The organism is Alcaligenes sp. SMD-FA (assembly GCF_025960365.1).
Classification (GTDB): Bacteria; Pseudomonadota; Gammaproteobacteria; order Burkholderiales; family Burkholderiaceae_B; genus Alcaligenes; species Alcaligenes aquatilis.
The window spans coordinates 1,807,951-1,831,639 of the sequence record NZ_CP110108.1 but is presented as its reverse complement, the minus strand read 5'-3'; the positions used below and the strand labels follow the sequence as shown (position 1 = coordinate 1,831,639).

24 protein-coding genes are annotated in these 23,689 nt (G+C 53.9%); 6 read left to right on the top strand and 18 right to left on the bottom strand.

What is annotated here, in order from left to right; translation table 11 throughout:
• Window positions 1-11: 11 nt before the first annotated feature.
• From thrS to OKX01_RS08465, 3 genes are all read right to left on the bottom strand, one after another.
• Window positions 12-1,934 carry a threonine--tRNA ligase gene (thrS, locus tag OKX01_RS08475; RefSeq protein ID WP_094196574.1) on the bottom strand — a complete coding sequence of 641 codons (1,923 nt, stop codon included), beginning with the start codon at window positions 1,932-1,934 and terminating at the stop codon, window positions 12-14.
• 233 nt (window positions 1,935-2,167) lie between these two features.
• Window positions 2,168-2,374 (bottom strand): DUF333 domain-containing protein, encoded by a 207-nt coding sequence (locus tag OKX01_RS08470; RefSeq protein ID WP_257504845.1) that lies wholly within the window; start codon window positions 2,372-2,374, stop codon window positions 2,168-2,170.
• Window positions 2,375-3,215: 841 nt separating this feature from the next.
• Window positions 3,216-4,142, bottom strand: a complete 927-nt coding sequence (locus OKX01_RS08465; RefSeq protein ID WP_108727419.1) for a carbohydrate kinase family protein — start codon at window positions 4,140-4,142, stop codon at window positions 3,216-3,218.
• A 273-nt stretch (window positions 4,143-4,415) separates the two neighbouring features.
• On the opposite strand from OKX01_RS08465, the gene OKX01_RS08460 reads away from it, so the two are divergent.
• Complete coding sequence (locus OKX01_RS08460; RefSeq protein WP_003800394.1) at window positions 4,416-4,709, top strand: hypothetical protein; 294 nt, start codon at window positions 4,416-4,418, stop codon at window positions 4,707-4,709.
• Window positions 4,710-4,748: 39 nt separating this feature from the next.
• On the opposite strand, the gene OKX01_RS08455 is transcribed toward OKX01_RS08460, so the two are convergent.
• From OKX01_RS08455 to OKX01_RS08430, 6 genes are all read right to left on the bottom strand, one after another.
• A complete protein-coding gene (locus tag OKX01_RS08455) occupies window positions 4,749-4,988 on the bottom strand; it encodes a DUF333 domain-containing protein (RefSeq protein ID WP_094196571.1) in 240 nt (79 codons plus the stop codon).
• Between the two features lie 45 nt (window positions 4,989-5,033).
• Entirely contained in the window at window positions 5,034-5,465 is a 432-nt protein-coding gene (locus tag OKX01_RS08450; protein WP_234354414.1) for a WG repeat-containing protein, read from the bottom strand.
• Window positions 5,466-5,580: 115 nt separating this feature from the next.
• Entirely contained in the window at window positions 5,581-6,339 is a 759-nt protein-coding gene (locus OKX01_RS08445; RefSeq protein WP_094196570.1) for a class I SAM-dependent methyltransferase, read from the bottom strand.
• Between the two features lie 15 nt (window positions 6,340-6,354).
• A complete protein-coding gene (locus OKX01_RS08440) occupies window positions 6,355-6,807 on the bottom strand; it encodes an NfeD family protein (RefSeq protein ID WP_094196569.1) in 453 nt (150 codons plus the stop codon).
• A 23-nt stretch (window positions 6,808-6,830) separates the two neighbouring features.
• The gene (locus tag OKX01_RS08435) at window positions 6,831-7,757 is read right to left on the bottom strand and encodes an SPFH domain-containing protein (RefSeq protein WP_094196568.1); all 927 of its coding nucleotides are present in this window, start codon (window positions 7,755-7,757) and stop codon (window positions 6,831-6,833) included.
• 170 nt (window positions 7,758-7,927) lie between these two features.
• On the bottom strand, window positions 7,928-8,722 hold the full coding sequence (locus OKX01_RS08430) for a hypothetical protein (RefSeq protein ID WP_264672776.1): 795 nt from the start codon (window positions 8,720-8,722) through the stop codon (window positions 7,928-7,930).
• 195 nt (window positions 8,723-8,917) lie between these two features.
• Between OKX01_RS08430 and OKX01_RS08425 the strand changes: the two genes are divergently transcribed.
• From OKX01_RS08425 to OKX01_RS08410, 4 genes are all read left to right on the top strand, one after another.
• On the top strand, window positions 8,918-9,247 hold the full coding sequence (locus OKX01_RS08425; RefSeq protein ID WP_094196567.1) for a DHCW motif cupin fold protein: 330 nt from the start codon (window positions 8,918-8,920) through the stop codon (window positions 9,245-9,247).
• A gap of 571 nt (window positions 9,248-9,818) precedes the next feature.
• On the top strand, window positions 9,819-11,156 hold the full coding sequence (locus OKX01_RS08420; protein WP_264672775.1) for a uracil-xanthine permease family protein: 1,338 nt from the start codon (window positions 9,819-9,821) through the stop codon (window positions 11,154-11,156).
• An 11-nt stretch (window positions 11,157-11,167) separates the two neighbouring features.
• Window positions 11,168-12,586 carry an amidohydrolase family protein gene (locus tag OKX01_RS08415; RefSeq protein WP_125278048.1) on the top strand — a complete coding sequence of 473 codons (1,419 nt, stop codon included), beginning with the start codon at window positions 11,168-11,170 and terminating at the stop codon, window positions 12,584-12,586.
• A complete protein-coding gene (locus OKX01_RS08410; RefSeq protein ID WP_094196564.1) occupies window positions 12,583-13,287 on the top strand; it encodes a sulfite exporter TauE/SafE family protein in 705 nt (234 codons plus the stop codon). Before OKX01_RS08415 ends, OKX01_RS08410 begins: the two co-directional genes overlap by 4 nt.
• Here the strand turns inward: OKX01_RS08410 and OKX01_RS08405 are convergent.
• From OKX01_RS08405 to OKX01_RS08365, 9 genes are all read right to left on the bottom strand, one after another.
• On the bottom strand, window positions 13,284-14,321 hold the full coding sequence (locus tag OKX01_RS08405) for a LacI family DNA-binding transcriptional regulator (RefSeq protein WP_094198335.1): 1,038 nt from the start codon (window positions 14,319-14,321) through the stop codon (window positions 13,284-13,286). The genes OKX01_RS08410 and OKX01_RS08405 overlap by 4 nt on opposite strands.
• A gap of 252 nt (window positions 14,322-14,573) precedes the next feature.
• Window positions 14,574-15,032 (bottom strand): PEGA domain-containing protein, encoded by a 459-nt coding sequence (locus OKX01_RS08400; protein ID WP_166727120.1) that lies wholly within the window; start codon window positions 15,030-15,032, stop codon window positions 14,574-14,576.
• A 583-nt stretch (window positions 15,033-15,615) separates the two neighbouring features.
• Window positions 15,616-16,236: a LysE family translocator gene (locus OKX01_RS08395; RefSeq protein ID WP_094196562.1), complete on the bottom strand. Its 621-nt coding sequence runs from the start codon at window positions 16,234-16,236 to the stop codon at window positions 15,616-15,618.
• 196 nt (window positions 16,237-16,432) lie between these two features.
• Window positions 16,433-16,810 (bottom strand): cell envelope protein SmpA, encoded by a 378-nt coding sequence (locus tag OKX01_RS08390; RefSeq protein WP_108728705.1) that lies wholly within the window; start codon window positions 16,808-16,810, stop codon window positions 16,433-16,435.
• 144 nt (window positions 16,811-16,954) lie between these two features.
• Entirely contained in the window at window positions 16,955-18,286 is a 1,332-nt protein-coding gene (locus tag OKX01_RS08385; RefSeq protein WP_264672774.1) for an MFS transporter, read from the bottom strand.
• A 70-nt stretch (window positions 18,287-18,356) separates the two neighbouring features.
• Window positions 18,357-19,127: a 1,6-dihydroxycyclohexa-2,4-diene-1-carboxylate dehydrogenase gene (locus tag OKX01_RS08380; protein ID WP_108727415.1), complete on the bottom strand. Its 771-nt coding sequence runs from the start codon at window positions 19,125-19,127 to the stop codon at window positions 18,357-18,359.
• A gap of 64 nt (window positions 19,128-19,191) precedes the next feature.
• Window positions 19,192-20,199, bottom strand: a complete 1,008-nt coding sequence (benC, locus tag OKX01_RS08375) for a benzoate 1,2-dioxygenase electron transfer component BenC (protein ID WP_264672773.1) — start codon at window positions 20,197-20,199, stop codon at window positions 19,192-19,194.
• Between the two features lie 15 nt (window positions 20,200-20,214).
• The gene (gene benB / locus OKX01_RS08370; RefSeq protein WP_108727413.1) at window positions 20,215-20,703 is read right to left on the bottom strand and encodes a benzoate 1,2-dioxygenase small subunit; all 489 of its coding nucleotides are present in this window, start codon (window positions 20,701-20,703) and stop codon (window positions 20,215-20,217) included.
• 3 nt (window positions 20,704-20,706) lie between these two features.
• Window positions 20,707-22,059: a Rieske 2Fe-2S domain-containing protein gene (locus OKX01_RS08365; RefSeq protein WP_264672772.1), complete on the bottom strand. Its 1,353-nt coding sequence runs from the start codon at window positions 22,057-22,059 to the stop codon at window positions 20,707-20,709.
• 445 nt (window positions 22,060-22,504) lie between these two features.
• On the opposite strand from OKX01_RS08365, the gene OKX01_RS08360 reads away from it, so the two are divergent.
• Window positions 22,505-23,437: a LysR family transcriptional regulator gene (locus OKX01_RS08360; protein WP_094198333.1), complete on the top strand. Its 933-nt coding sequence runs from the start codon at window positions 22,505-22,507 to the stop codon at window positions 23,435-23,437.
• Window positions 23,438-23,689: the final 252 nt, after the last annotated feature.

Sequence of the window (23,689 nt, the reverse complement as noted above, 5' to 3'; positions counted from 1 at the left end):
GCGTTTCTGTTTTACTGACGGCTATCGATCTCTTGCTTCAATCGTGCTGAAAAATCGGCTATTGGCATGACGCCCAAGTCCACGCCACCACGCGCGCGTACGGCCACTGCGCCATTTTCACGCTCTTTTTCACCCACGACAAGAATATAGGGCACTTTTTGCATACTGTGCTCACGAATTTTACGAGTGATTTTTTCACCACGCAAATCAGAGGAGGCACGGAACCCCATTTTCTTCAGGTTTTGCGCTACGGACTGGGCGTAATCAGCTGAACCTTCAGAAATGCAGCATACCACCACATGCTCTGGAGCCAACCAGGCCGGCAAGGCACCAGCGTGGTTTTCAATCAGCATGCCGATAAAACGTTCGAAAGAACCCAAAATAGCACGGTGCAACATCACTGGCACGCGACGCTGATCCTGGGCATCCACATACTCGGCGCCCAAACGCGCTGGCATGGAGAAGTCCACCTGGATAGTGCCGCACTGCCAGTGACGGCCAATGGCATCTTTCAGTGTGTATTCAATCTTCGGACCATAGAAAGCGCCCTCGCCTTCAGAGATCTCGAACTCGCAACCAGTACGGCGCAAGCTTTCGATCAGGGCTTGTTCAGCCTTGTCCCAGACCGCATCGTCACCGATGCGCTTTTCAGGACGAGTGGCCACTTTATACAAAATCTCGGTAAAACCGAAGTCCGCATACACGGCTTGCAACTGAGCCGTAAAGGCCGCGCACTCGTCTTGCAGCTGATCTTCGGTACAGAAAATGTGACCGTCATCTTGTGTAAAACCGCGCACACGCATCATGCCGTGCAAGGCACCCGAAGGTTCGTTGCGATGGCATTGACCGAACTCGCCGTAACGGATCGGCAGTTCACGGTAGGAATGCAAACCGGAGTTGAAGATTTGCACATGACCGGGGCAGTTCATGGGTTTTAAGCCATACACACGATTTTCCGACTCGGTCGTGAACATGTTTTCAGCATAGTTGTCCCAGTGGCCCGTTTTCTTCCACAGCGACAAATCCAGAATTTGCGGCGCCTTCACTTCCTGATAGCCATTGTCCTGATAGACGCGGCGAATATATTGCTCGACCTGTTGCCAGATCACCCACCCCTTGGGGTGCCAGAAAATCAGACCGGGAGCTTCTTCCTGGAAGTGGAACAGATCCAGCTCGCGGCCCAGTTTACGATGGTCGCGGCGCTCGGCCTCTTCAAGCATGGTCAGGTAAGCTTGCTGATCTTCCTTGGTCGCCCAGGCAGTGCCGTAAATGCGTTGCAGCATTTCGTTATTGCTGTCGCCACGCCAGTAAGCGCCGGCCACTTTCATGAGCTTGAACACTTTCAGCTTGCCAGTAGATGGCACATGAGGGCCACGGCACAAGTCGATAAAGTCGCCCTCGCGGTACAGGCTGATGGGCTCGTTGGACGGGATAGAGGCAATAATCTCTGCCTTGTAGTCCTCGCCAATACTCTTGAAAAACTCAACAGCATCATCACGCAGCCATTCTTCGCGAGTGACCACTTCGTCTTTCTTGGCCAATTCTGCCATTTTCTTCTCAATGGCTTCCAGATCCTCGGGCGTAAAGGCGCGCTTGTAGGAAAAGTCGTAGTAAAAGCCGTTGTCAATCACCGGGCCAATCGTGACCTGGGCATCCGGAAACAGACTCTTGACGGCATAAGCCAGCAAGTGGGCGGTGGAATGACGAATCAAATCCAGACCATCCGCATCTTTGGCAGTGATGATGGCCAAATGGCTGTCCTGATCGATCACATACGAGGTGTCCACCAGACGCGACTCGGTACCTGGCGTGCCGACACGGCCTGCCAGGGCGGCACGGCCTAGGCCAGTACCAATCGAGTTCGCCACTTCGCTGACGGAAACCGGGCCCTGAAACTCTCGCTGGGAGCCATCGGGCAGTGTGATTCGGACCATAACACTTCCTGAAATAAAAAACGCGGCCTTGAAAAAGCCGCGCTTTTGAATTGAACGTTCTTGGAAAGCAAACGAAACGCTACGCGGCCACGGCTAGACTTGCCGACGGGTAGTTCGCGTTGAGTTCATAAGATTCTACTTCCCAAATAACACATTTGATTGGCTAAGTTTATCACCTTCGCCCACGATCGCGGTGCGGTATCACCACAAAAAAACCACATTTGGCAAAGAATTCAGTCCATGCGGGGATACCAGCTACGGTAAAAGGCCCATTCCTCAGACTCCGAGCCATCTTTCATCAAACAGGTTCCATAAGCGCCACGCTCACTTTCGTGAACAATGGTTTGTCCGCCCATGCTCTGACAAAAAAGCGAGGCCAAGTTAGCCTGGGTCGCTGGCGCAGTGCTCGTTTGGCTGGAGCTGGCGCATGCCGATAACATCAAAGAGCCTGCACAAGCAGAAACTAAGCGGAAAAACATGATTTCCTTCTCCTTGACCTGATGTTTGCTAAGGCCTGGTTTGTCATTTGACACGATGATTGACCAAGCAGCGTCTGCTGTTAACGCAAGCTAGAAAAAGCTTTCAGGCGCTGGTCGCGAAACAGATCGTGGAAATAGCTTACTACACTTGTTAGATAGGAAAAGTGAGCAATGGCAGGCGTGCAGCAAAAGCAACACGTTAAGTAAAAGAAGAAGTTGAAATCACGCGTAAGTAACCGGGTTTTATGACAAAGTAAGACAATGCCCGGCGCAATTTATGAGCGATGCAGACAGAAAGACAGCAAAATAAAGCCCAGGATCCCGCAACCAGCCAGCATTAATACCACTGGTACATAATCGATCAGATTCAAGGTAGTAATCATGGCGCACATCCTGAAATTTCAACTAAAACAAGCTTGAAACCATGGTAACTGCCCCTCCTCAGAACATGAAGTCAACGATTGTCAAGATCCCGTACAGCACAGACACAAAGACCAGGCTCGAGCCACACGAGCGTATTTCTGCAGCAAACAAGCTCGCAACATGGAACAACAGCCTCTGCACAGACACTTCGCGTCTGCGCTCTATCCACTGAAGACGGTAAAAATTGCGTAAACCACGGGGACTGCCAAGGGCGTAACCATTAATAAAGCCGTATCACGTTTCCATGTCTTGGGACGGGTATGACAGAGTGTGATGCCCAGTAAAACCATCACCAGTAGATATAAACCGACAATAATGACAGTGACAGCCATCTCCCCTTCCTTTGCGATTGTTTTTACTGTGTTCTTTTATTCAATACTCACCAAGCCAGAACGTCATCCGCGCTTTGCCCGAACATAGGCGGAAACGTATTGGCCGCCCACTGTTCCAACCTTGCTGCCGCTGCCTGGTTGGCCAAATCCAGGGCCTCTAGCGGTTTCAGCCCCCGTTTCCAGGCCAAGGCAAAGTTGGACAGAAACGCATCCCCGGCCCCAACTGTTGAACGCACCATGACTTTACTGGCAGGCTGCACATAATGTTGTCCATTAAAAGCCAATACCGCCCCCTGCACACCCAAGGTAATCAGCACAGCTTGTTGGGGATGATGTTGCAAACGCGTGGCCAGCTCGCACGCTTGATGAATGGATAATTCCAGCTCAATATCGGTATCCTTAACACCTGCCAACATTTGGGCCTCTACTGCATTTAAACCGAGCACATCGGCACGCGCGCAAACTTGCTGAAATCCAAGTCCTTGATGCTGCAAACAAGCCACACTGGGATTGACCACCAAACAAGCTGACGTCTCGCTTCTTTCAGCTAAGGCCTGCGCCAAACTTTCCATAGGCTGCAAGGCAACAGGGGCCACGTAGATCAAGTCTGCTTGCAGATCTTGAGCCTGAACACGCAAGCAGGCATTGGCACCTCGTCGGGCCAGCACCGAAGCACTTCCGGAAGGCCCTACCAGAACAATGGCTTTACCTGTAGGTTGATCAGGGCAACGCTGCATACTGCTGACATCAATACCTAGTTGCTCAATATGGGTTCGCAAACAGCCGCCTAGGCCATCTCGACCCAGCGCCCCCAAGAGTCGAACCGACTCGCCTTGCTCCATAAAACTGGCTGTCGCATTTAGTGCACCGCCGCCCGGATACAAGTCGATCGAACCCACTTCCTGCTTGTCGCCACGCGCCAGCTCGGCTGGCATGCCAGAGACCACAATATCAACGGTAATACTGCCAATCACGACAAGCTGCACCCTGAACCTCGGCAATGAAAAAAAGAGAGCGGAAATCTGTTTGGAACAGTATACCCACGGGCTAGAACGGGTAGTCCCTGGTAGAACATCAACGCTGGGCAGTCGGCCAGAGCCCAGCAACCGTGCGACCTGGTTCCAGCAGCACAAAAACGTCAAAGAAGCGAACTAACAATTCATGCTGCAGATATCACAAAAATCTGGCTCAAGATAAAAAGGCATGCTAAATTACTGTTCATTCATACAGCAAAAAAAAGAAGCATCATGTCCTATACCATTACTTTGCACGACGCTCCTTCCGATATCACCGAACGCGGCCGCCGCGAGGCTGAGGAGCGTTTTCGCCGCAGCTTAGAAAAAGTCATGCAAGGCCCGGAGGCTGTGGTCCAGGCCTATCGAGCCTGGCAATTGGCCGAAGAAACGGCAGAGACGGAGTTATCCGGCGAGGACATTGCCCTGGCCAAGAAATGGATTGCCGCTGCCACGCGCGCCATGAGTGACGGCTTTCGCGATCTGGGCGAGTCTGAAGCGTACTTTGAAGTCCGCATCGAACGCTGACAAAAAAGCCAGCTTTTCGCTGGCTTTTACTCTCTGGCTTCAGGACTTTGCTGAAGGGTGGTCACGACGCATCAGCTCCCACTCCTCAATCACCGTACCATCCGGCAAGGTGCACATGCCCACTTGCCCCGTTGGTGTGTTGACGATCTCCAATCGCCCACCCTTCTCCACGCAATAAGCCGAAGCCGGGTTGGCCATACCCACAGGTGGCTGTGTCGAGGCTTGATTCGCGCAAGCAGACAAAACGCCAACCAGTCCCAAGATTCCCCATTTCTTCATCGTGCTCTCCGGATATGTTCTGTCCTGCAGTGTACTGTGTACAGGCTAGTTCTCAGGCTGATCTTGTAATGCAGTCAAAGGATTGGCAATGGTTTCCCAATGCTGACAGCGAACCGAGCGGTGCTCGCCTTCAGGGATGAGCTTGCAGTTCATGCCAACCTTGGCTTTACCATGCACAAAAGGAAAGGCGAAATCGTAACGCGCCGGTATCCAGACTTTCAGGGATTGATCGTGAAAACCCATCTTCCCCTTGGCGACGAAACGGGCCAGACCTTCTTCAAAATAATCAGGGCCATTGTCGTAAATGAAGGGCCGTAACACTGCTGCGCCCTTTTCATTCACATAAACCCAGCCTTGCTCATCTTGCGTCAGGCTCAGCCCTTGTGCGGCGGGACTGAATACAGGCAGTAGAGCCAGTATGAAAGCGGACAGGGCTGAAATAACCCGACACCCGAATCCAGCTTGCGGCCCTGTCATTGCTGGTGCAGCACCAGCATTCACGTATGGGCCTATACCCTTGTCCCTATCAGACACAGTGCCCACCTTAGTCACCACACTAATACGATTACTGGCACCAAGCTCAGCCCCAGCCTTACAGCTTGCGCGCTTCAAAGGAAATAATCCCGTCCGTATCCTGAGGCGTCTTGCCATACTGATACCCGCCGGAGATAACAATCTCACCAAAGCCCAACTGCTCCAGCGCCATGCGCAGTTCCTGAACGCCCCACCAACGTAGCGAGAACTGTTCCAGTTGGGTTTCCAGCAAGACACCATGCTCCCATAATTCGTAGCGATGCATTTCACGGCTTACCTGGGCACAGTAATCTTTATCCAGAGCAGTGGCATTGAGGGTAATCAGCCCATGCGGCGGTGCCGACCAGGTCCGCATTCCGGGCTGCACATTCACAATCGCCGCCACCGGGTCCAGATCCAGCAACAGCCGTCCACCTGGCTTCAAGCACGCATGAAAACGGCGCAGCGCGGCCATGCCTTGCTCAAACGAATCCAGTAGTTGAAAAGAGCCGGCCGGCACCACGATCGCCTCCAAAAGACGATCTGCCGTGAAATCCGTAAACCCTGCCAGTTGAAGCGGCGAGTTCAAAGACCGCAGTTCCAGTTCACGCTGGCAGTAATCCAGCATTTCCTGGGACAGATCGAAGCCGCTGACATCCAGCCCTGCTTGCAGCAAGGGAATCAAAATGCGGCCTGTGCCTACTGCGGGCTCCAGAATTGGCCCGCTTGTGCCATGCAAACGCTCCAGGTAGTACTCCACATCCCCGAAAGAGCGTCCTACCGGCTTGTCCAGGTGATACACCAAGGAAGCCAGCTTGCCGTAGCGATTGTTCATCATTGTTCTTACACCCTACTATTTATCTTGCTCAACAGCCTGAACACGCATTTCAGCGCCGTCCACTGCCAACACCACAACTGCAGCGCCCTGTTCCAGATTCTGGGTCGCAGTGGCACTGTAATAACTATCGTTAAGCCGAATACGCCCACGGCCACTCACAAAACTTTCGCTGACCTGCGCATGGGCGCCAACGTAAGCACTCAAGCCGGTATTGACAATGTCAGGCTGATTGGCCCGGCTGCGTCGCTGCCAACGCACACCGACCACGACCCATCCCAGCATGGCAACAGCCAGAATCAACCACTGCAACCAGTTGGGGGCATCCGGCCAGGCAGCCGCAAACAAGCCCACCGTCAAGGCTCCCAGACCCAGCCAAAGCAAATAGACACCGGAGATCACGACCTCGGCAGCGATCAGCACGACGCCAGACACCAACCAATACCAGAAGGAATCAAAAATGAACGACAAGATCAGCTCCCCCAGCTATTCACTTAGCTTTGTCCCAGCTTGCTGCCGGTGGTCTTGAGCAGCTCGGTCACGCCCGCCACCGCACCCGTAATGCCGCTAGCCTCCAAAGGCATCAGCACCAGCTTGCTGTTAGGACCCGTACCCACATCACGCAAGGCTTCCACGTACTTCAGGCCGACAAAGTATTGCAAGGCCTGAACGTCACCACTCTTGATGGCGTCAGACACTTCGCGGGTTGCACGGGCTTCGGCCTCGGCTTCACGCTCACGTGCTTCGGCACGCAAAATAGCGGCTTGTTTTTCACCTTCAGCACGCAATACGGCCGCTTGCTTTTCACCTTCGGCTTGCAGCACTTCCGCTTCTTTCTGGCCGCTGGCCTTGGTCACGGCTGCACGACGATGGCGCTCTGCCGTCATCTGCAGATTCATGGCTTCTTGCAACTCGGGCGCCATATTCAAATCGCGGATTTCCACACGGGTGACTTTCACTCCCCAAGGTGTGGTGGCCGCATCCACTGCCGCCAGCAAACGATCGTTAATGACTTCGCGGTTGGACAACATATGATCCAGTTCCATCGAACCCAGAACCGAACGCAGGTTCGTGGTCGTCAGATTCACAATAGCCAGTTCCAGGTGATCAATTTCATAGGCTGCCTGGGCCGCATTGTCGATACGATAAAACACCACACCGTCCGCTGTCACAGCCACGTTGTCGCGGGAAATCACACTTTGTGAAGGCACATCCAGCACAGACTCCATCATTTTGAGTTTGCGGCCCACGCGGTCCATAAAAGGCACCAGCAAAGACAGGCCTGGCGTCAAAGTGCGGGTGTAGCGACCAAAACGCTCAACCGTCCATTGCTGGCCCTGGGGCACAACTTTGACCCCTGCCATCACCACGACCACAGCCAGAAACGCTAACACCATCACAAAAGTAAAAGAGCCACTCATGTCGATACCCTCTCCAAGAACACAACTGAAAAAGCGATTTTAGCCCAGCCTTAATGACAGATCCGCTAAAACGGATGTTTGACCACCCCGCAGCCTCTCTCAGTGCTGTTCGAACTGAACCGCGATGAAAAGAGCGCTCATACCAATCAAAAGAAAGAAACGATCAAGCCTTAGTACCGTGGTGGGAGCGCGTAGTGTCCACCGCTCTTATCGGCAGGAAAAGGATTGGGCGACTGCACGGCAGGTTGAGCCGGAGTCACCGGGCGCACTTCGTAAAGCACCGTACCGATCACACCGATATTGCGTGTATCACCCGCCAGGCTGTTTGCGGCATAAGCCCGATCCTTGAGAGAGAAACGAAACGCCGCCACTTCATCAGCACTTTTACGAAAGCCTTCGATGCGCAACACGGCCCCTGCCTGCAAGAGATAGCCATTATGGCTGCGGCTACCCGCCTTTCCCGACAAGACATCCAGACCATCTACCGTGGCAATGATTTCATAAGGCGTCGCGCTGCGATTGGTATAGACCAGGACGTAACGCTCGCCTGATTTGCCTGCCAATTGATAGTTCTTCTGCCCAATGCGGCTGTAAATAGTCAAAGGCCTGTCGCGTCCATCATGGATAGACAGCTCCACCTTGCCTTGATCGAGCAAGATGCTGCGCTGGGCATCCAGGTTCTGTCCCAACGCCTGGCGAATACTGCGCTCATCGGAATAAGCCAATTGCAGCTCATCGCGCTGCGGCTCGACGCGTTGGGCTGGAACAGCGTAGGCTCGTGACTCGCGCCCCTCTCCCCACTGCGTACCCAAGGTTGAGGCTGTTTGCGGTACTGAGGCCAATACCGCCTCACGCTGTGCCGACTGCTCAGGCAAACTACTGCACGCCGATAGCAAGAAGGCAGCGGCCAACACGCTCCAGCGTCGACGATGGTGTGCAGATAATAATGATTGAGACAGACTCATACGCTTCCCCTTTTATTAATACAAGAGCCATGAAGAGCCCCTGTTGAGCGCGAGTATTCCTGATCTTTACGCGTTTGTGCCGTCAGCAAATTTCTAAATTGAAATTGCCTGTATCAAGACAAAATACTAAGGAGACAAACCAGGCCCCGCAAACAGGCCTACTATGACCATCATCCCTTCAAGCGAGCCACGAGCATGGATATTCAGAATTTACCCTTTTGCACCGTTAACTGGTCCGACATTACTCCCACTGAACACAAAGGCGAAACAGGCATGGCCTTGTGGCGCACCCAGCAATTTGGCCCCATTCGCGTACGCATGGTGGAATACAGCCCCGGTTATCTGGCCGATCACTGGTGTGTAAAAGGCCATATGTTGTTGTGCCTGGAAGGCACGCTGGAGACAGAACTAGAAGACGGACGTCGCTTCACCCTGGAGCCGGGCCAGTCCTATCATGTGGCCGACAATGCCGAACCGCACCGTTCCTCCACCCAGACAGGCGCCAAGCTCTACATCGTGGATTGACGCCTATTACGTAAAAACATCCTTTGGGCGGTCGTGCCTGACTGCTTAAAGGGTGAGCCATCCCTACTGTTCAGACGCTCTTTCGTGTCGTCTACGCTTCACGGCCCCTCCCCCTACCGTTTTCCATACCCACTATGGCCAAGTCTCTGATGACTTCGGCTCTCCTCATGCCGCTTCCTGCCTCTACATCAGATCGCTTGGTTCCCTGCTAAGCGACCCTCATCCGGCTTGCTAGGACACATAGAAGTGCTGGCCTTGAACCACGCTAACAAACGCAGCCTCTAGCTCACTGCGAGCTGCCTGATCTCCACATCTGCCTCTGCCTCTGCCTCTGCCTCTGCCTCTGCCTCTGCCTCTGCCTCTGCCTCTGCCTTCAACAGGCTATTTCAGCGTAGCGAAATAATCCTTATTTGATTTCAACATCGACTTTTCGGAAAGGCCAAAATACACTACCAAAACGTTTTGGTTGAACGTAGAATTCAAAACCAAATCGTTTTACTTATCACGCAACAAAAACCAAAAGGCTGCGGCAGGCTCTTGAGAGACTAGCAACGCAGCACAGGAGACACGGATGAAAGACACCCCCACTGCGCAAGTGGATGAGCTGTACTCCCCCCAGCGCATGATTGCCTTCGGACTGCAACACGTATTGGTCATGGCCGCCTCACCCATCGCGGCTGTGTTCTTGATGAGCAAGGCCCTAGGCTTTGATACGGCACTGACCACTGAACTGCTTAGCGCCACTTTTCTGGTTTGTGGCATAGGCACCTTGATCCAATCCTTCGGTCCGGCCGGCATAGGCGCCAAGCTGCCTTTTGTGATGCTGCCCGGTGGCGCGCCCATCATCTTGTTCATTTTGATCGCACAACAAACCGATCTGCCCACCGCCTCGGGCGCGGTGATTCTGTCCGCCCTGCTGTACTTCCTGATCGTCCCTATCTTCAAACGCTTTTTGCGTTATTTCCCATCGCTGGTGATCGGCATCATGCTCTTGCTGGTTGCCATCAACCTGGCGCAGATCTCCGGCAAGCTGATTGCCGGCACGCCCGGTACGGCCAATTTCGGCAATACCGACAATTTGCTGCTGGCCCTGATCACTATTGCGTCTACGGTGCTATTTGCCCGTTTGCTCAAGGGAATGTTCCGCCAGTTGGCTATCTTGCTGGGCTTGATGGTGGGCGCCTTGTCCGCTGCCTTGATGGGCGACATCAGCTTGAGCGGTGTGAGCAGTGGCTCACTGTTGGCCCTGCCGTCCCCCTTCCCCTTTGGCCCTCCCAAGTTTGATCTGATTGCCGCTTTGCCGCTACTGCTGTTCACCGTGATTTCCATGGTTGAAGCCACTGGCCAGACCATTGCCTTGAATGAAGTCCTAGGCAAAGAAGGGGAAGCCGAGCAACAGGCGCAAGTCCCCAATACGATCCGTGGCGACGGACTGGCGTCTTTGCTGGGTGGCATTTTCGGGACCTCGCTGATCATTACCAGCGGCGAGAACATCGGCATCATCCGCGCCACCCAAGTGCGTTCCCGCTATGTCACGGCGGTAGGTGGGCTGTTCCTGATTCTGTTTGGTGTGTTCTCGCCCCTGTCCGCGCTGATCAGCGTCATCCCAGCCTCTGTCATTGGCGCAACCGGCCTGGTGGTCTTTGCCATCGTGGGCACCATGGGCATAGATATGTTGCGCAAAGTAGACCTGCGCGGTCATGCCGCCATGTATGTGGTTGCCACGGCCTTGGCCGTGGGCTTGCTGCCCATCGTTGTCCCCGGCATCTACGACCAACTTCCTTCGCAACTGCGTTTGCTCTTGTCCAACGGCGTTGCCATGGGCGCTCTGACGGCGGCTGTCCTGAACTATCTGTTCATTCACGTCGGCCAGCGTTCCCCCAAAACCGCCCCCCTTCAACATTCTTGATGAGCTGTGCCATGAATCACGCTTCTTTATTCCAATCCCATGAGCTGGCTCAGGCCCGCATTCTGGAACCTGAACATCTCTTGTTACCGCAAGGCCCCGTCAGCGGACACGCTGTGCTGATTGAAGAAGGTCGCTTCAGCGATATTGGCACGGTGGAAGAAATTGCCTCCCGTCACCCCGGGCTGCCGCGCCTGAGCTTACCCGGTCATTTGCTGATGCCCGGCTTTGTGGATGCACACCATCACGTCACTCAGTCTTATGGGAAGTCGCTGGTATATGGCGAGCCTTCGGAGATTTTCCGCCGCGTCTGGGTGCCGCTGGAAAGCACTTTGAATGCCCGCCATCTGTATGCGTCCAGCAAGCTGTCTGCCCTGGAAGCCTTGCGGGGTGGATTCACCACGGTTTGTGATGCGGGCACTCGTTCATCCGAGGATCTGGACGCGATTGTGCAAGCCACCACCGACGTAGGCCTACGCTGCGTTCTGGGCCTGATCTGCAACGACAAACACAGCGCGGTACTTTTGGACGCCGAGCCTATTGTGGCTCGCGCCCAGGCCCACCTCCAGCAATGGGAGCACCATGCTTTGATCAGCCCTTCACTGGCCATCTCTATTCCCGAAGCCGCCAGTGATGCCATGTTGCATCGTATCTACTCCATGAGCGAAGAAGCCGGTCGGGTATTCCAAACCCATGCCAACGAGCATCTGGTCGCGGTGGAACGTTCCCTGAATGCTCATGGCCGCCGCCCGATCGAGCATCTGGCTCATATCGGTGCCCTGGGCTCGGCCTCCTTGCTGGCCCATGCCACCTTGGTCACCCCCAGCGAAGTCCGTCTGCTGGCCGACTTGAATGCCGCCGTTTCCTACAACCCAGTTGCCAGCGCCTGGAAAGGCAATGCCGTCGCTCCTGCCGAAGCCATGCGTGTTCAAGGCATCCGTCTGGGCATGGGGACGGACGGCACTCGCAGCGATGCCTTCCGCATGATGGATTATGGCGAGGCCGCACAACGCTTTGCCTTCGGCATGATGGTGGGCGACTCCTCTTGCGGCGCGGGTTGGACCTGGCTGGACATGGCAACCCGAGGCGGTGCCGAGGTCGTGGGCCTGGGTACTCAAACTGGGCAGATTCGAGTGGGTGCGCAAGCTGACTTCCTGGTGCTTGACCTGCAGGTGCCTGAGATGACGCCTTCCTGGGATCTGCCTTGGGAGCTGGTTCGGATTGCCGCCCGCGATCAGATCCGGGCTGTGGTGGTCCAAGGCAAGCTGCGCCTCTGGGAAGGCCAGCCCGTAGATTGGGATCCCCTGCCCTTGCTGGAAGAAGTGCGTGAGTTGGCTCGTCATGCGGTCGCGCAATCAGACATCCGCAAACTGCATGCGCCGTCTACCGAGCACCTGGCTCGTCGCGCAGCACAAGAAAAGGCCTTGGCATGACGGCTGGTTTGCTGATTGCTTTTGCCGCCGTGTTGGCAGGTGCCTTTATCCAGGGAGCCAGCGGCATGGGTTTTGCCCTGATTGTGGTTCCGGTGTTGGCTTTGGTTCATCCCGAAGCCATACCCGGCGCCCTGTTGTTCCTGATGCTGCCACTGAATGCCTATGTTGCCTGGCGTGAACGCGAGGGGATTGATCGCACCGGTGCGGGCTGGATCACCGTCGGACGTTTTGCGGGGACATTTGCCGGTTTGGGGATTTTGCTGGTGCTATCGACTTACTGGTTAAACCAATTTGTCGGCATCAGCACCTTGCTCGCGGTGCTGGCTTCAGTGCTGGCACCCAGCTTCACGCCCGGTAAAAAAGCGTTTATTGCCACAGGCCTGGTCACCGGCATCACTGAAACCGCAACCGGTATTGGTGGCCCACCCTTGGCTCTGGTGTACCAGCATGCCCCCGTCGCGACTCTGCGCTCAACCGTCGCCTTGTGCTTTCTGGTGGGGGAAGTGATCTCGCTGCTCGTGCTGGGCATCTCCGGCGCACTGAAGTGGTCCCACCTGAGCTACGCCGTTTTATGCCTGCCCGCATTGTTATTAGGCATGGGATTAAGCAGCCTGGTTCATCACAGGCTGGATCAACGCCGTCTGCGTATTGGGGTTCTGATATTTGCGACCGTCTCCGGTCTTGCCGTTATGCTGACTTAAACATCCAACTGTGTAGAGGCACGGGCCCTTAGCTCCGGCTTTGGGCCCAACGCCGACAGGCGGCTCTTATCGCCCGACAAATGCTCAAACAGCAGCTCTACCGCCAAGGTCGCCACTTGTTCCAGATGCAGATCCACAGCGGTCAGAGCGGGTTCTGCGGTACGAGCACGCAAACCGTCGTAACGGGTCGCAATCATCACATCTTGCGGGACGCGCAAACCGGCTTGCTGGACCGCGGCCAAAGCGCCCACCGCGAAAGCATCCACAGGCACACATAAGGCATCCGTATCGGGATACTGTGCCAAAAGCCGAGTGCAGGCATCAAACCCACCCGCTTCACCCAAGCTTTCCTCTACCTGCATATAGCGCACCGGCATGGCGTGCGCGGCGGCGAAGTTCTCGTAGGCCTTTTTATGACTGGCATAAGAGTCTCGCGCGGCGCTGCTTTGCACCAAAGCAATACGTCGCCGCCCCTGTTCCCACAAATGGTTCAACAGCAGATGCGCGGTTGCGGTGGACTGTAGATCAATAAAGGGAATGCTGTCCGCAGTGCCACCCTGACGCCCAATCGACACCAAAGCCACGCCACGCTCCTGCAATAAGCGCACATTGGGATCATCCGTCATGGGCTCCAACAAAATCGCCCCATCAATATCCAGCCCCTCCAAAAAGGCCTGGGCATTTTCCAAGGGGGGCACGAACACCAGAGCCAGACCGCGCCTCATGGCCGCTTCGGCCGCAATCCCCGCCACTTCCATCATGAAACCCAAACGCGACACACCGCCCGACACAGCAAACGGCATGGACGATACCAGCGCTATGCTGTTGGCCGCCCCCGAGCGCAAACGCTGCGCCCGCACATTGGGCCGGTAGCCCATATCAGCCGCGATCTGCTTGACCTTGGCACGTGTCAGTGGGTCCACCACACCTCTGTCATTCAAGGCATGCGAGACAGTGGTCAACGACACCCCTGCCGCTTTGGCGACATCGCGGATAGTGATACGACGAGAAGAGATAGCAGATGAACGTGGCAAGGCTGAATCAATCAGAAAAGGGAAAGAGAGAAAAATAGCATAGGCCCTGACGGACTTGTGTACGCGCAGCAAGGCTATGAATCCGCCATGCACAGCCGTCAGCTACACAATTTCACAGCCAGTTGCCATCGTGACACCCACAGCCCATGGAAAGGCCAGCAGTAGGTACGGCCCATCAGAACAAGTCTGAAAACCCCTTGATCACGTTTAGTCAGAGGCCATATTACAAGTTAATACCTGCCCAAGGGAGCACTAGCATTTTGATTTCCCCTCCAGCAGACAATTGGTTTTACGCTGCTCCCGAAGTTGGTCTTGCATCAATCTACGGTTTTCTTCTTGTTGCGCCCGCAGTTGCCGCAAGGTCTGCACCCGCAAACCATAATCCGCGTCCTGTGCATAACCGTCTCCCAGGGGACGTTTGGCCATTTGATAGCCAAAAACCGGAATCCGGGGAAGGTGCACCCGATTGCTATACGAGACCCGGTATCCACTGAGCCACTGCGCATAACAAGAGTCTGTATAAAGAACCCCTAGGCGCTTATCGTCATCGCTAAGCGCATAGCGAATGGTCAGTGGGGTCTCACCATAGACGCTGCCATTGCAAACGACAGTGGCTCCTTCGGGGTCGCTATAATAATTAACGGCGATACTGGAGCAAGCGCCAAGAAGCAAGGGAAAACATAAAACAAACAAGGTCTTGACACCATTCATTCTTTTTCTGCTCCGTATTATTTCAAGCCACCAAGCGCAATAAACCATAATTTAAGGTAGCCCAGTGGGGATTCCCTGTCATAGGCAATTCAGCATTGGAATATTATCAATAAACGACAGGGCAAACCTTAAAATACATCACTATAAAAACCAGAACTCTTGTGCACCAATGAAAAAGCCGCCCATAGGGCGGCCTGGCTGCTTAATGGTCTCCGCTGTTCTTGGAAAGTTTATATTGAATCGTGTTTACTCGGGAAATCACTGGGCCAGTTCATGGGCATATCATTCATCTCCAAGCCTCCTGCCATTTAGGTAATAAAAAAGCCTAGAACGAATTTTTATCCTAACAAAAAAATTACAAACTTCAAGCATTAAACAGCATATTCAGTGTTTACCCTGTACAAATAGAAACACAAGCAAAACAGGCTCTTCACACAGCAACAGGGGATTTTTCAAGTTCTTTGTATTGAATTTAAAAACACCCATAAAAACATGAGACTTGGCCTTGCCAGACCGGTGATAGGCATAAAAAAAGCTCTCGCAAGGAGAGCTCTTTTTCACAGGTCTGGACGGGCCTGCCGCATCAGGAACGTCGGGCCATGGCCAGGATCACACCAAAACCTATCATCATGCTGCCGCTAATACGGTTCACCCAACGCAGGCCACGCGCATTTTGCATCACGCCTGACAGACGCGTGCCCACATAAGCATAGGCTGCAATCGCGATCACTTCCAGCAGCAGGAAAATCACGCCCTGTGTCAGGAAGCTGGACCAATAATTATTCATATCCACAAACTGCGGGAAAAAAGCGGTGAAGATCAGAATGGCTTTAGGGTTACCCATCGCCACGAAGAACTCCTGGCGTACCAAACCCCAGACATCACTCTTGTTCAGTTTTGTTTGTTCAGCGGACGATTTACCACTGGCACGCAGCACCTTAATGCCCAGCCAAATCAAGTATGCCGCCCCCGCGAACTTGACCACGGTAAAGGCCGTTTCCGAGACCATCAACAAGGTTCCCATCCCCAAGGCTGCCACCACAATCATGATGGCAAAAGCGACCAGACGCCCCATAGCTGCCACCAGGGCAGTCGGTATCCCTTGCTTGGCCCCTACCGTCATGGACAGCAGATTATTGGGACCAAAGGCCATATTCAGGGCAAAACAGGCGGGTAAAAACAACCAGAACACATTAGAACTCATGGCAAACCTAAATACCTCTAGGGGCTTCTCGACAGGATGTCAGCCCTACTTTGACGAAACCAAAGAGTATACCCGTCGACAAAAGCACTGTTTTAACCAGCACTACCTCTTCGGCAATATGGGTGTCCCCAAAATACAACTACCCATAAAGCAAAAAACCCGCCAAGGCGGGTTTATAAAGAATCCAGCAAACAGTTTATTGTGCTGTTTTTTGTGTCTCTTTAATCAGAGTCATGGAGTTTTCCATCGTCTTCCGACTAATCTCAGCGGCATCATCTATATAGGTCTGATTACCCCAACGAGTCACTTTCCCCTCTACGAAAGTCACCACTAAACGGTCTTGCGCAAGAGTTTCATTATCAATGGGCGTAAAGCCGATAATCGCCGGGTTCCAGAAAATCCAGCGCTCGCGATCCTCATTTACATCTGTGCGACGTGGCTCGCCCATTACGGCTCGCACTTCCGATTTATTCATCCCAATGGCTAAATCTATCGACTTCCGGTTGTAATCAACACGCGCAGCGCATCCAACCATAAAGACAGATAGCATCACCACGGCTAGCCACTTGAACATATAGACCTCCCCGAAAGTAAAAGTCAGAGCATAACAAAGCACAGGTAATAAGCCTATCAACTCATTATGCTATTGACTCATTTTTTGACTTCCAGCCCTTCAGGTGGCTTTAACAGGATCCTGATTCAGGCTTTACCTCTATTATTACGCCACCGCAGTCAGCGACATTTTGCCTGCCTGACGTAACGACACCATAAACACCAGGAACGCCAACATCGCCACGACACCCGGCACAGCAAAGGCCATGAAGTTCATCTGCAAGGGCAACTTGGCCGCCATCAGCGTGCCGCCCAGGAAAGGCCCGGCAATGGCACCGATGCGCCCCACGCCTGACGCCCAGCCCAAGCCCGAGGAACGCATGGACAGGGGGTAAAACTGTGCCGTATTGGCGTACAGCAGGATCTGCGTACCAATGGTGGTGGCACCAGCAATCACGATCAACACATACAGCACCAGAGTCGGGCTCTTGAAACCCAGCAAGGTAATGGACACCGCCGACACCAGGAAGAACCAGGCGACCACTTTAGGCAAGCTGAAACGATCCCCCAGCCAACCACCCAGAATCGCACCGAACATGCCGCCCAAGTTCAAGGCCACCAGGAAAGACAAGCTGGAACCCAGGCTATAGCCCGCATTGGCCATCAATTTAGGTAGCCAGGAGCCCAGGGCATAGACCATCAACAGGCAGCAGAAAAACGCCACCCAGATCATCAAAGTGCCCAGCAAGCGCCCTTCTTTGACCAGATCCAGCATGGGCACACCCGTCTGTTTCTGTTCATTTAAGGTCAAATTGGTATCTTGAGACACGCCCATTCCAGGGTCCAAGGCCTGCACAATACGACGTGCTTTTTCCTCTTGCCCTTGGCGTATCAAAAACGTCAGCGACTCCGGCAATTTCCAGACAATAAAAGGGAGCAGCAACAGCGGAATAGCCGCGCAGAAAAACATGGACTGCCAGCCAAAGCGCGGCAACATATAGATGCCAATCGCCGCCGACAACAGGCCACCCAATGAATAGCCACTGAACATGATCGCCACCAAGGTACTACGCGAACGTTTAGGCGAATATTCATTCATCAAGGCTACGGCATTGGGCATCAAGCCCCCACAGCCCAAGCCGGCCAGAAAGCGATATACCCCAAACTCGGTTGGTGAGCTGGCAAAGCCATTTAGAAATGTGGCCAAGCTGAACAAGGCAAAGCAGATCGTCACGCCTTTTTTACGGCCAATCCTGTCTGCCAACGGCCCGAACACGAAGGCGCCAAACATCATGCCAAACAAGGCGTAACTACCCAAGGCTCCGGCTTGCACCGGCGTCAAATTCCACTCGTCCATCAGCACCGGCAAGACCACACCGTAAATAAACAAGTCGTAACCATCGAATATCAACAACAAGGCACACAGGCTCATCACCATCCAGTGAAAGCGCCCAAAGCGCGCCTGCTCAATCACTGCATTAACGTCTACTGTTTTCATGATTTGTCTCCCCCATATGGAGTTTTTTGTGTTGATGTCATTCGCTGTACCAGCCGCCTGCATCGCTTGATCAGCCCTGATCGCCGCCTCCTACTGGCAAGACAGTGCCGGTGATATACGACGCCTCGTCCGAGGCCAAAAACAAAATGCTGGCGGCCTGTTCATCCAGGTTGCCGTAACGCTTCATCAAACTGCTGGCCACGGTTTGATCCACAATCTGCTGATACCAGATCGCTTCCTGGGGATCTTCTTGGGTCTGGGTATTGCGGGGAATGCGCCGTGGCGGTGCCTCGGTTCCGCCGGGTGAGACGGCATTGACCCGAATGCCGCGCTGGGCATTCTCAAACGCCAAGGAGGCGGTCAAGGCATTGACGCCGCCTTTGGCCGCCGCATAAGGCACGCGGTTGATGCTGCGGGTCGCAATCGAGGACACATTCACAATGGCCCCGCTGCCCTGCTTCTGCATGCTGGGCAACACGGCATGACAGGACCACAGGGTTGGAAACAGAGAACGACGAATCTCGGCTTCGATCTGCGGCGGCGTGTAGTGTTCGTAAGGACGCGTCCAGATCGTACCGCCGACGTTATTGATCAAAATATCAATACGCCCCCACTTATCCAGTGCCGCCTGGGCCGCGGCCTGCGCACCCTCAACGGTTTCCAAATCCACTTCCAGCGTCAAGACCGCCTCGTCGGCCAGTTCCCGCACCAGTTCCGAACGGTCTACCGCCAACACCCAAGCCCCTTCGGCCTGCAAGCGCTCGGCAACGCGACGGCCAATGCCTTGGGCCGCGCCCGTCACAATGGCCACTTTTTGATGAAAACGCACAGGCGCAGTCATGATCTTTCCTTATAGGAATCATCCAGCACAGCACGCCCCGAAAAGGGGCGCCGCTTGAATGCATTTATTGGCTGGAGATGAATTTTTCGTAGTAGAAATTCGCGGGAGCATGAGCTTGGGCATCAATAAACTGGCTGACTGCATCCACCATGGGTGGCGGCCCGCACAGGTACACATCCACCTGTCCTTCATACCAATGCGCCAGATCCAGATGCTGAGTCACGTAGCCTTTGCGTTCGTGGCGGGATTCTGGGTCCACCACGCAGGTGGTGTAGCTGAATCCGGGCAAACGCTGGGTGTAGGAATCCAGCTCCGCCAGCATCACCAGATCCTGATCACGCGTGACGCCATAGACCAGATGCACAGGCTGCGTACAGCCTTGCCGGACCAGGGCTTCCAGCATGGACAAGAACGGCGCCAAGCCCGTACCACCGGCCAGGAACAACAAGGGGCGCGTTACCTGACGCAGATAAAAACTGCCCAAAGGCCCGGTCATTTCCACCTGCTGGCCTAGCGGCTGCGCCGCCAGCCAGGAACTCATCAGGCCGCCCGGCACTTGCTTGATAAGAAAACTCAAACGCGGCTCTCCCGGCGCAGAGCTAAAGGAATAGGAGCGATGCGCCTGCCCGCCGGGCACCGTGATATTCACGTACTGCCCAGGCAGGAAAGGCAAGGCGTCATCAGCCGCATCAATCTTCAGTTCGTAAGCCGCATCCTCATACTGACGGCATTCCGATACCTGCCCCTGCCACTTGGCCACGGCGGTCTTGCACACACCCGATGAAATCGGCACGGCAATCACGCAATCCGACTTGGGAATCATCTGGCAAGTCAGAACCAAACCTTTGTCCGCTTCCTCTTGCGTCAGGGCATCTTCGATGTAGTCATCGCCCTGCTCATACTGACCACTTTCGGCCTGACATTTACAGGTGCCGCACACCCCGTCCGAGCAATCCATAGGCAGATTGATCTGGTGGCGATACGCGGCATCCAGCACTTTTTCGTGTTCACCACAGTCCACGAAACGGGTGACGCCGTCCTCAAAATTAAGCGCAATACGATAGCTGTTCACGACTGGTTCCCCGTTTTAAATGTGATACACATCAATCACTTGACGGATGTAGTCGTTTTTGAGCACCACCTTCTTTTGCTCAATCAACCAGCCCTGCTCCTGACGTGACAAAGTCAGATAAATCGTGCCGAAGAATTGATCCGTCACCCGGTAGCGATGGTTCAGTGTCAAAAAGTTGTAGCGGACATCCACCTGCCCCTCACGCTCGGCCAAAATCTCGATATTGCTGAGCATATGAGCGGTACGCGGCTCGGGCGTGGAGGCACCGGAGCGCTCGGTCTTGATGCGGAATACCCGATCCTCCAGGCCATTGCGGTTGGGATAAAAAATCAAGGAAATCTCGCTGTGCGGATCTTCGGTCAGTTGATCATCATCGTCCCAGCAAGGCATCCAGTATTGGACGTTAGGGCTATAGCACTCCAGCCATTCATCCCACTGGCGGTCATCCAGAAAACGGGCTTCGCGATACAGAAAAGCGCAAATAGAGTGATAAGTCGCGTTCATGGCTTAGGCCTCCCCGCTTTCTGCGTTCAGTGCCTGGCTCATGGTCTTGGCCCAGTACTCATGCTGGCAGACAAACAAGCCTTCATCTTCGCTTCGCCCGCCACTGATCAAGGGCTTCATGCCCATGGCGGTAGCGTTCTCGTCCGGGCCTTGCACCCACAAGGGTGCACCTCGGCTCAAGTCATTCCAGGGAGCGGCCATTGCGGCATAGCCTTCCTGACAGGCGCGGAATTCCTCCAGATCGTCTGCCGTCCCCATGCCGGACACATTAAAAAAGTCTTCGTATTGGCGGATACGGATGGCACGCTGCTCCGCACTTTCACCCTTAGGGCCAAAGCAGTAAATCGTGACTTCTGTCTTGTCCACGCTGATAGGACGCGTTACCCGAATCTGGGTAGAGAACTGGTCCATCAGATACACGTTCGGGTACAGACACAGATTGCGGGTCTGGTTGACGATGAACTCGGCACGTTCCTCGCCCAGACGCTGTTTCAGTTCTTCGCGGTGCTCATAGACCGGGCGCACGGTTGGATTCATGGTCTTGGTCCACAGCAGGATATGGCCGTAATCAAAGCCATACACACCGCCCAGGCTTTTGCTCCAGCCATTCGCATCCACCGCTTGCGTCCCACCCTCCTTGCGGCGCCCCATGGTGGCGGCGTAATTCCAGTGCACGCTACTGACGTGATAGCCGTCCGCCCCGTTTTCCATCTGCAACTTCCAGTTGCCGTCGTAGATATAGGAAGAATTACCGCGCAGCACTTCCAGGCCTTCAGGGGCTTGGTCCACGATCTGGTCGATGATGACCTTGGTTTCACCCAGATACTCGTCCAGAGACACCACATCCGGATTCAGGCTGCCAAACAAAAAGCCACGATAGTTCTCAAAACGCGCGACATGCTTCAAGTCATGCGAGCCGTCGGTATTGAACTGCTCGGGATACTGGGTGTTTTTCTCGTCCTTGACCTTGAGCAACTTGCCCGCGTTATTGAAGGTCCAGCCATGAAAAGGACAGGTGAAGCTGCCTTTATTGCCATGTTTGCGGCGGCACAGCATGGCGCCCCGGTGAGCACAGGCATTGATAAAGGCACTCAAGCCACCGTCTTTAGCGCGTGTCAGAACGACAGGCTGGCGGCCAATATAGGTCGTGAAGTAATCATTCACCTTGGGCAGTTGGCTTTCATGGGCCAGGTAGACCCAATTGCCTTCAAAAATATGCTTCATCTCCAGTTCGAACAGATCCGGATTCGTGAAGATGTCACGACGGCAGCGATACACGCCTGTTTCTTTGTTTTCTTCCAGGGCAGTATCAAGCAAGTACCTGATATCGTTGGTTTTATCCATAAGGACTGACATAATGTGGCCTTTATGAGAGTGGCAGCCGTCCCTGCCCATGCCCATGACGGCATAGCAAGTACGTGTGATAGAAAAGAAAAATCGCTCCGGATTGAGACCGGACTGACTCGTAGCAGCGTGTTACTGGCTTGGCCTTGAGCCTGATTCAAGCCCGCCAGCAAGACCATCGGGCTGGTCTTGCCCAGCCCGTTTTATCTAAAAACCTGGGGCTGTTCTGCATGGTTTTCATTACAGTCTTTGGATGCTCAAGCTTCCAATACCATATTGGTCCCGCTTCATAGCAAAATGCTATAGTTTGTTTTTTTGTAAATAAAATCAGATACTTGCATCACCCACAAAACAAAACCTATCGTTAACCCTAAAGCTTGTCAGGTATATGCTTGAGGCTTGGATGGTCGAGATAGGTGATATATTGGTCCGGGTTTTCTGGACCTGGACCACAGGCATGGACTTGAAACAAATCCGCTATTTTGTTGCGGTCGCCCAAGCGCGCAATTTCACGCGTGCTGCCGAACAGTTACACATCGCCCAACCTGCACTCAGCAGGCAGATCCAGTTGCTCGAACAGGAGCTCAATGTGCTGCTGCTATCACGTGAGAGCCGCCCCCTGCAACTGACCGAGGCAGGCCGCATCTTTTACGAACAATCACTGCAATTGCTCAATCGTGTAGAAGTGATGAAGGCGGCAACCACCGAAGTCGGTCTAAACCAGCGTCCGCAATTGTCGATTGGCTTTGTCGCTTCCACTTTATATGGTGGCCTGCCTATCCTGATTCAGAAGTTTCGCCACGCCTATCCGGATATCCGCTTTCACTTTCTGGAGCTGACCTCCAGCCAGCAAATTGCCGCCTTGCGCGCCGGACGGATTGATATCGCTTTTGGGCGTGTGCGCATCCATGACAGCGCGGTCTGTCGCACCGTTCTGCGTGAAGAACGCCTAGTGCTGGCGATCCCGCCCAAGATTGACTTGGCCAAGGACCGGGGGCCAGTGTCCTTGCAAGTCATCGCTGATCACGCCTTTATTGTGTATCCCAAATCCCCACGCCCCAGCTTTGCCGATCATGTACTGAACATTTTGCACGACAACGCCGTTTTCCCCTCCGAAGTACACGAGGTTAAGGAACTGCAAACGGCCATGGGACTGGTTGCAGGCGGTGTCGGCTTATGCCTGATTCCTTCCGCCGCCCAGATACGCAGCGATCTTGTGTACCGGCTGATTGACGATGAGAAAGTAACCTCGCCCATTATTTTCAGCCACAGAAAAAACGACAACTCCTGGTATATCGCCCAGATGCATGCGTTTATCGAAGAAATGTATGCAGAAAAGCCGCCCTGGCTAATTCCAGGGCACAGTGCTTTGAGCAATGGTCCTGCCTGAATAGCGCGACGAAATCCAATAGATGCCATATCAGTGTCATATATTATTTAGCTTAAATAATATATGGCGCCTTTCGAAATTAGAGATAAAGGCATTTTAAAAAATAAGCATAAAACCGTAATACAGTTTTAATTACAAAAAAAGTAGGGTTTTCGACTTAGCATTCCGGTTTATCATCTTGCTAAAGTAATAAATAAAAATTGCCCTCAAAAACAACGCGCAAAACCTAACTCAGTATTTTCGGCAAAGGTG

Excerpts from the sequence above, each read along its gene's own strand:
- OKX01_RS08395 (WP_094196562.1), bottom strand. The coding sequence starts at position 16,236 with ATGAGTTCTAATGTGTTCTGGTTGTTTTTACCCGCCTGTTTTGCCCTG.
- OKX01_RS08430 (WP_264672776.1), bottom strand. The coding sequence starts at position 8,722 with ATGAGTCTGTCTCAATCATTATTATCTGCACACCATCGTCGACGCTGG.
- OKX01_RS08435 (WP_094196568.1), bottom strand. The coding sequence starts at position 7,757 with ATGAGTGGCTCTTTTACTTTTGTGATGGTGTTAGCGTTTCTGGCTGTG.
- OKX01_RS08470 (WP_257504845.1), bottom strand. The coding sequence starts at position 2,374 with ATGTTATCGGCATGCGCCAGCTCCAGCCAAACGAGCACTGCGCCAGCG.
- OKX01_RS08460 (WP_003800394.1), top strand. The coding sequence starts at position 4,416 with ATGTCCTATACCATTACTTTGCACGACGCTCCTTCCGATATCACCGAA.
- OKX01_RS08390 (WP_108728705.1), bottom strand. The coding sequence starts at position 16,810 with ATGTTCAAGTGGCTAGCCGTGGTGATGCTATCTGTCTTTATGGTTGGA.
- benB (WP_108727413.1), bottom strand. The coding sequence starts at position 20,703 with ATGAACGCGACTTATCACTCTATTTGCGCTTTTCTGTATCGCGAAGCC.
- OKX01_RS08455 (WP_094196571.1), bottom strand. The coding sequence starts at position 4,988 with ATGAAGAAATGGGGAATCTTGGGACTGGTTGGCGTTTTGTCTGCTTGC.
- OKX01_RS08365 (WP_264672772.1), bottom strand. The coding sequence starts at position 22,059 with ATGTCAGTCCTTATGGATAAAACCAACGATATCAGGTACTTGCTTGAT.
- OKX01_RS08360 (WP_094198333.1), top strand. The coding sequence starts at position 22,505 with ATGGACTTGAAACAAATCCGCTATTTTGTTGCGGTCGCCCAAGCGCGC.
- OKX01_RS08385 (WP_264672774.1), bottom strand. The coding sequence starts at position 18,286 with ATGAAAACAGTAGACGTTAATGCAGTGATTGAGCAGGCGCGCTTTGGG.
- thrS (WP_094196574.1), bottom strand. The coding sequence starts at position 1,934 with ATGGTCCGAATCACACTGCCCGATGGCTCCCAGCGAGAGTTTCAGGGC.
- OKX01_RS08415 (WP_125278048.1), top strand. The coding sequence starts at position 11,168 with ATGAATCACGCTTCTTTATTCCAATCCCATGAGCTGGCTCAGGCCCGC.
- OKX01_RS08410 (WP_094196564.1), top strand. The coding sequence starts at position 12,583 with ATGACGGCTGGTTTGCTGATTGCTTTTGCCGCCGTGTTGGCAGGTGCC.
- OKX01_RS08425 (WP_094196567.1), top strand. The coding sequence starts at position 8,918 with ATGGATATTCAGAATTTACCCTTTTGCACCGTTAACTGGTCCGACATT.
- OKX01_RS08445 (WP_094196570.1), bottom strand. The coding sequence starts at position 6,339 with ATGATGAACAATCGCTACGGCAAGCTGGCTTCCTTGGTGTATCACCTG.
- OKX01_RS08380 (WP_108727415.1), bottom strand. The coding sequence starts at position 19,127 with ATGACTGCGCCTGTGCGTTTTCATCAAAAAGTGGCCATTGTGACGGGC.
- OKX01_RS08420 (WP_264672775.1), top strand. The coding sequence starts at position 9,819 with ATGAAAGACACCCCCACTGCGCAAGTGGATGAGCTGTACTCCCCCCAG.
- OKX01_RS08400 (WP_166727120.1), bottom strand. The coding sequence starts at position 15,032 with ATGAATGGTGTCAAGACCTTGTTTGTTTTATGTTTTCCCTTGCTTCTT.
- OKX01_RS08450 (WP_234354414.1), bottom strand. The coding sequence starts at position 5,465 with ATGACAGGGCCGCAAGCTGGATTCGGGTGTCGGGTTATTTCAGCCCTG.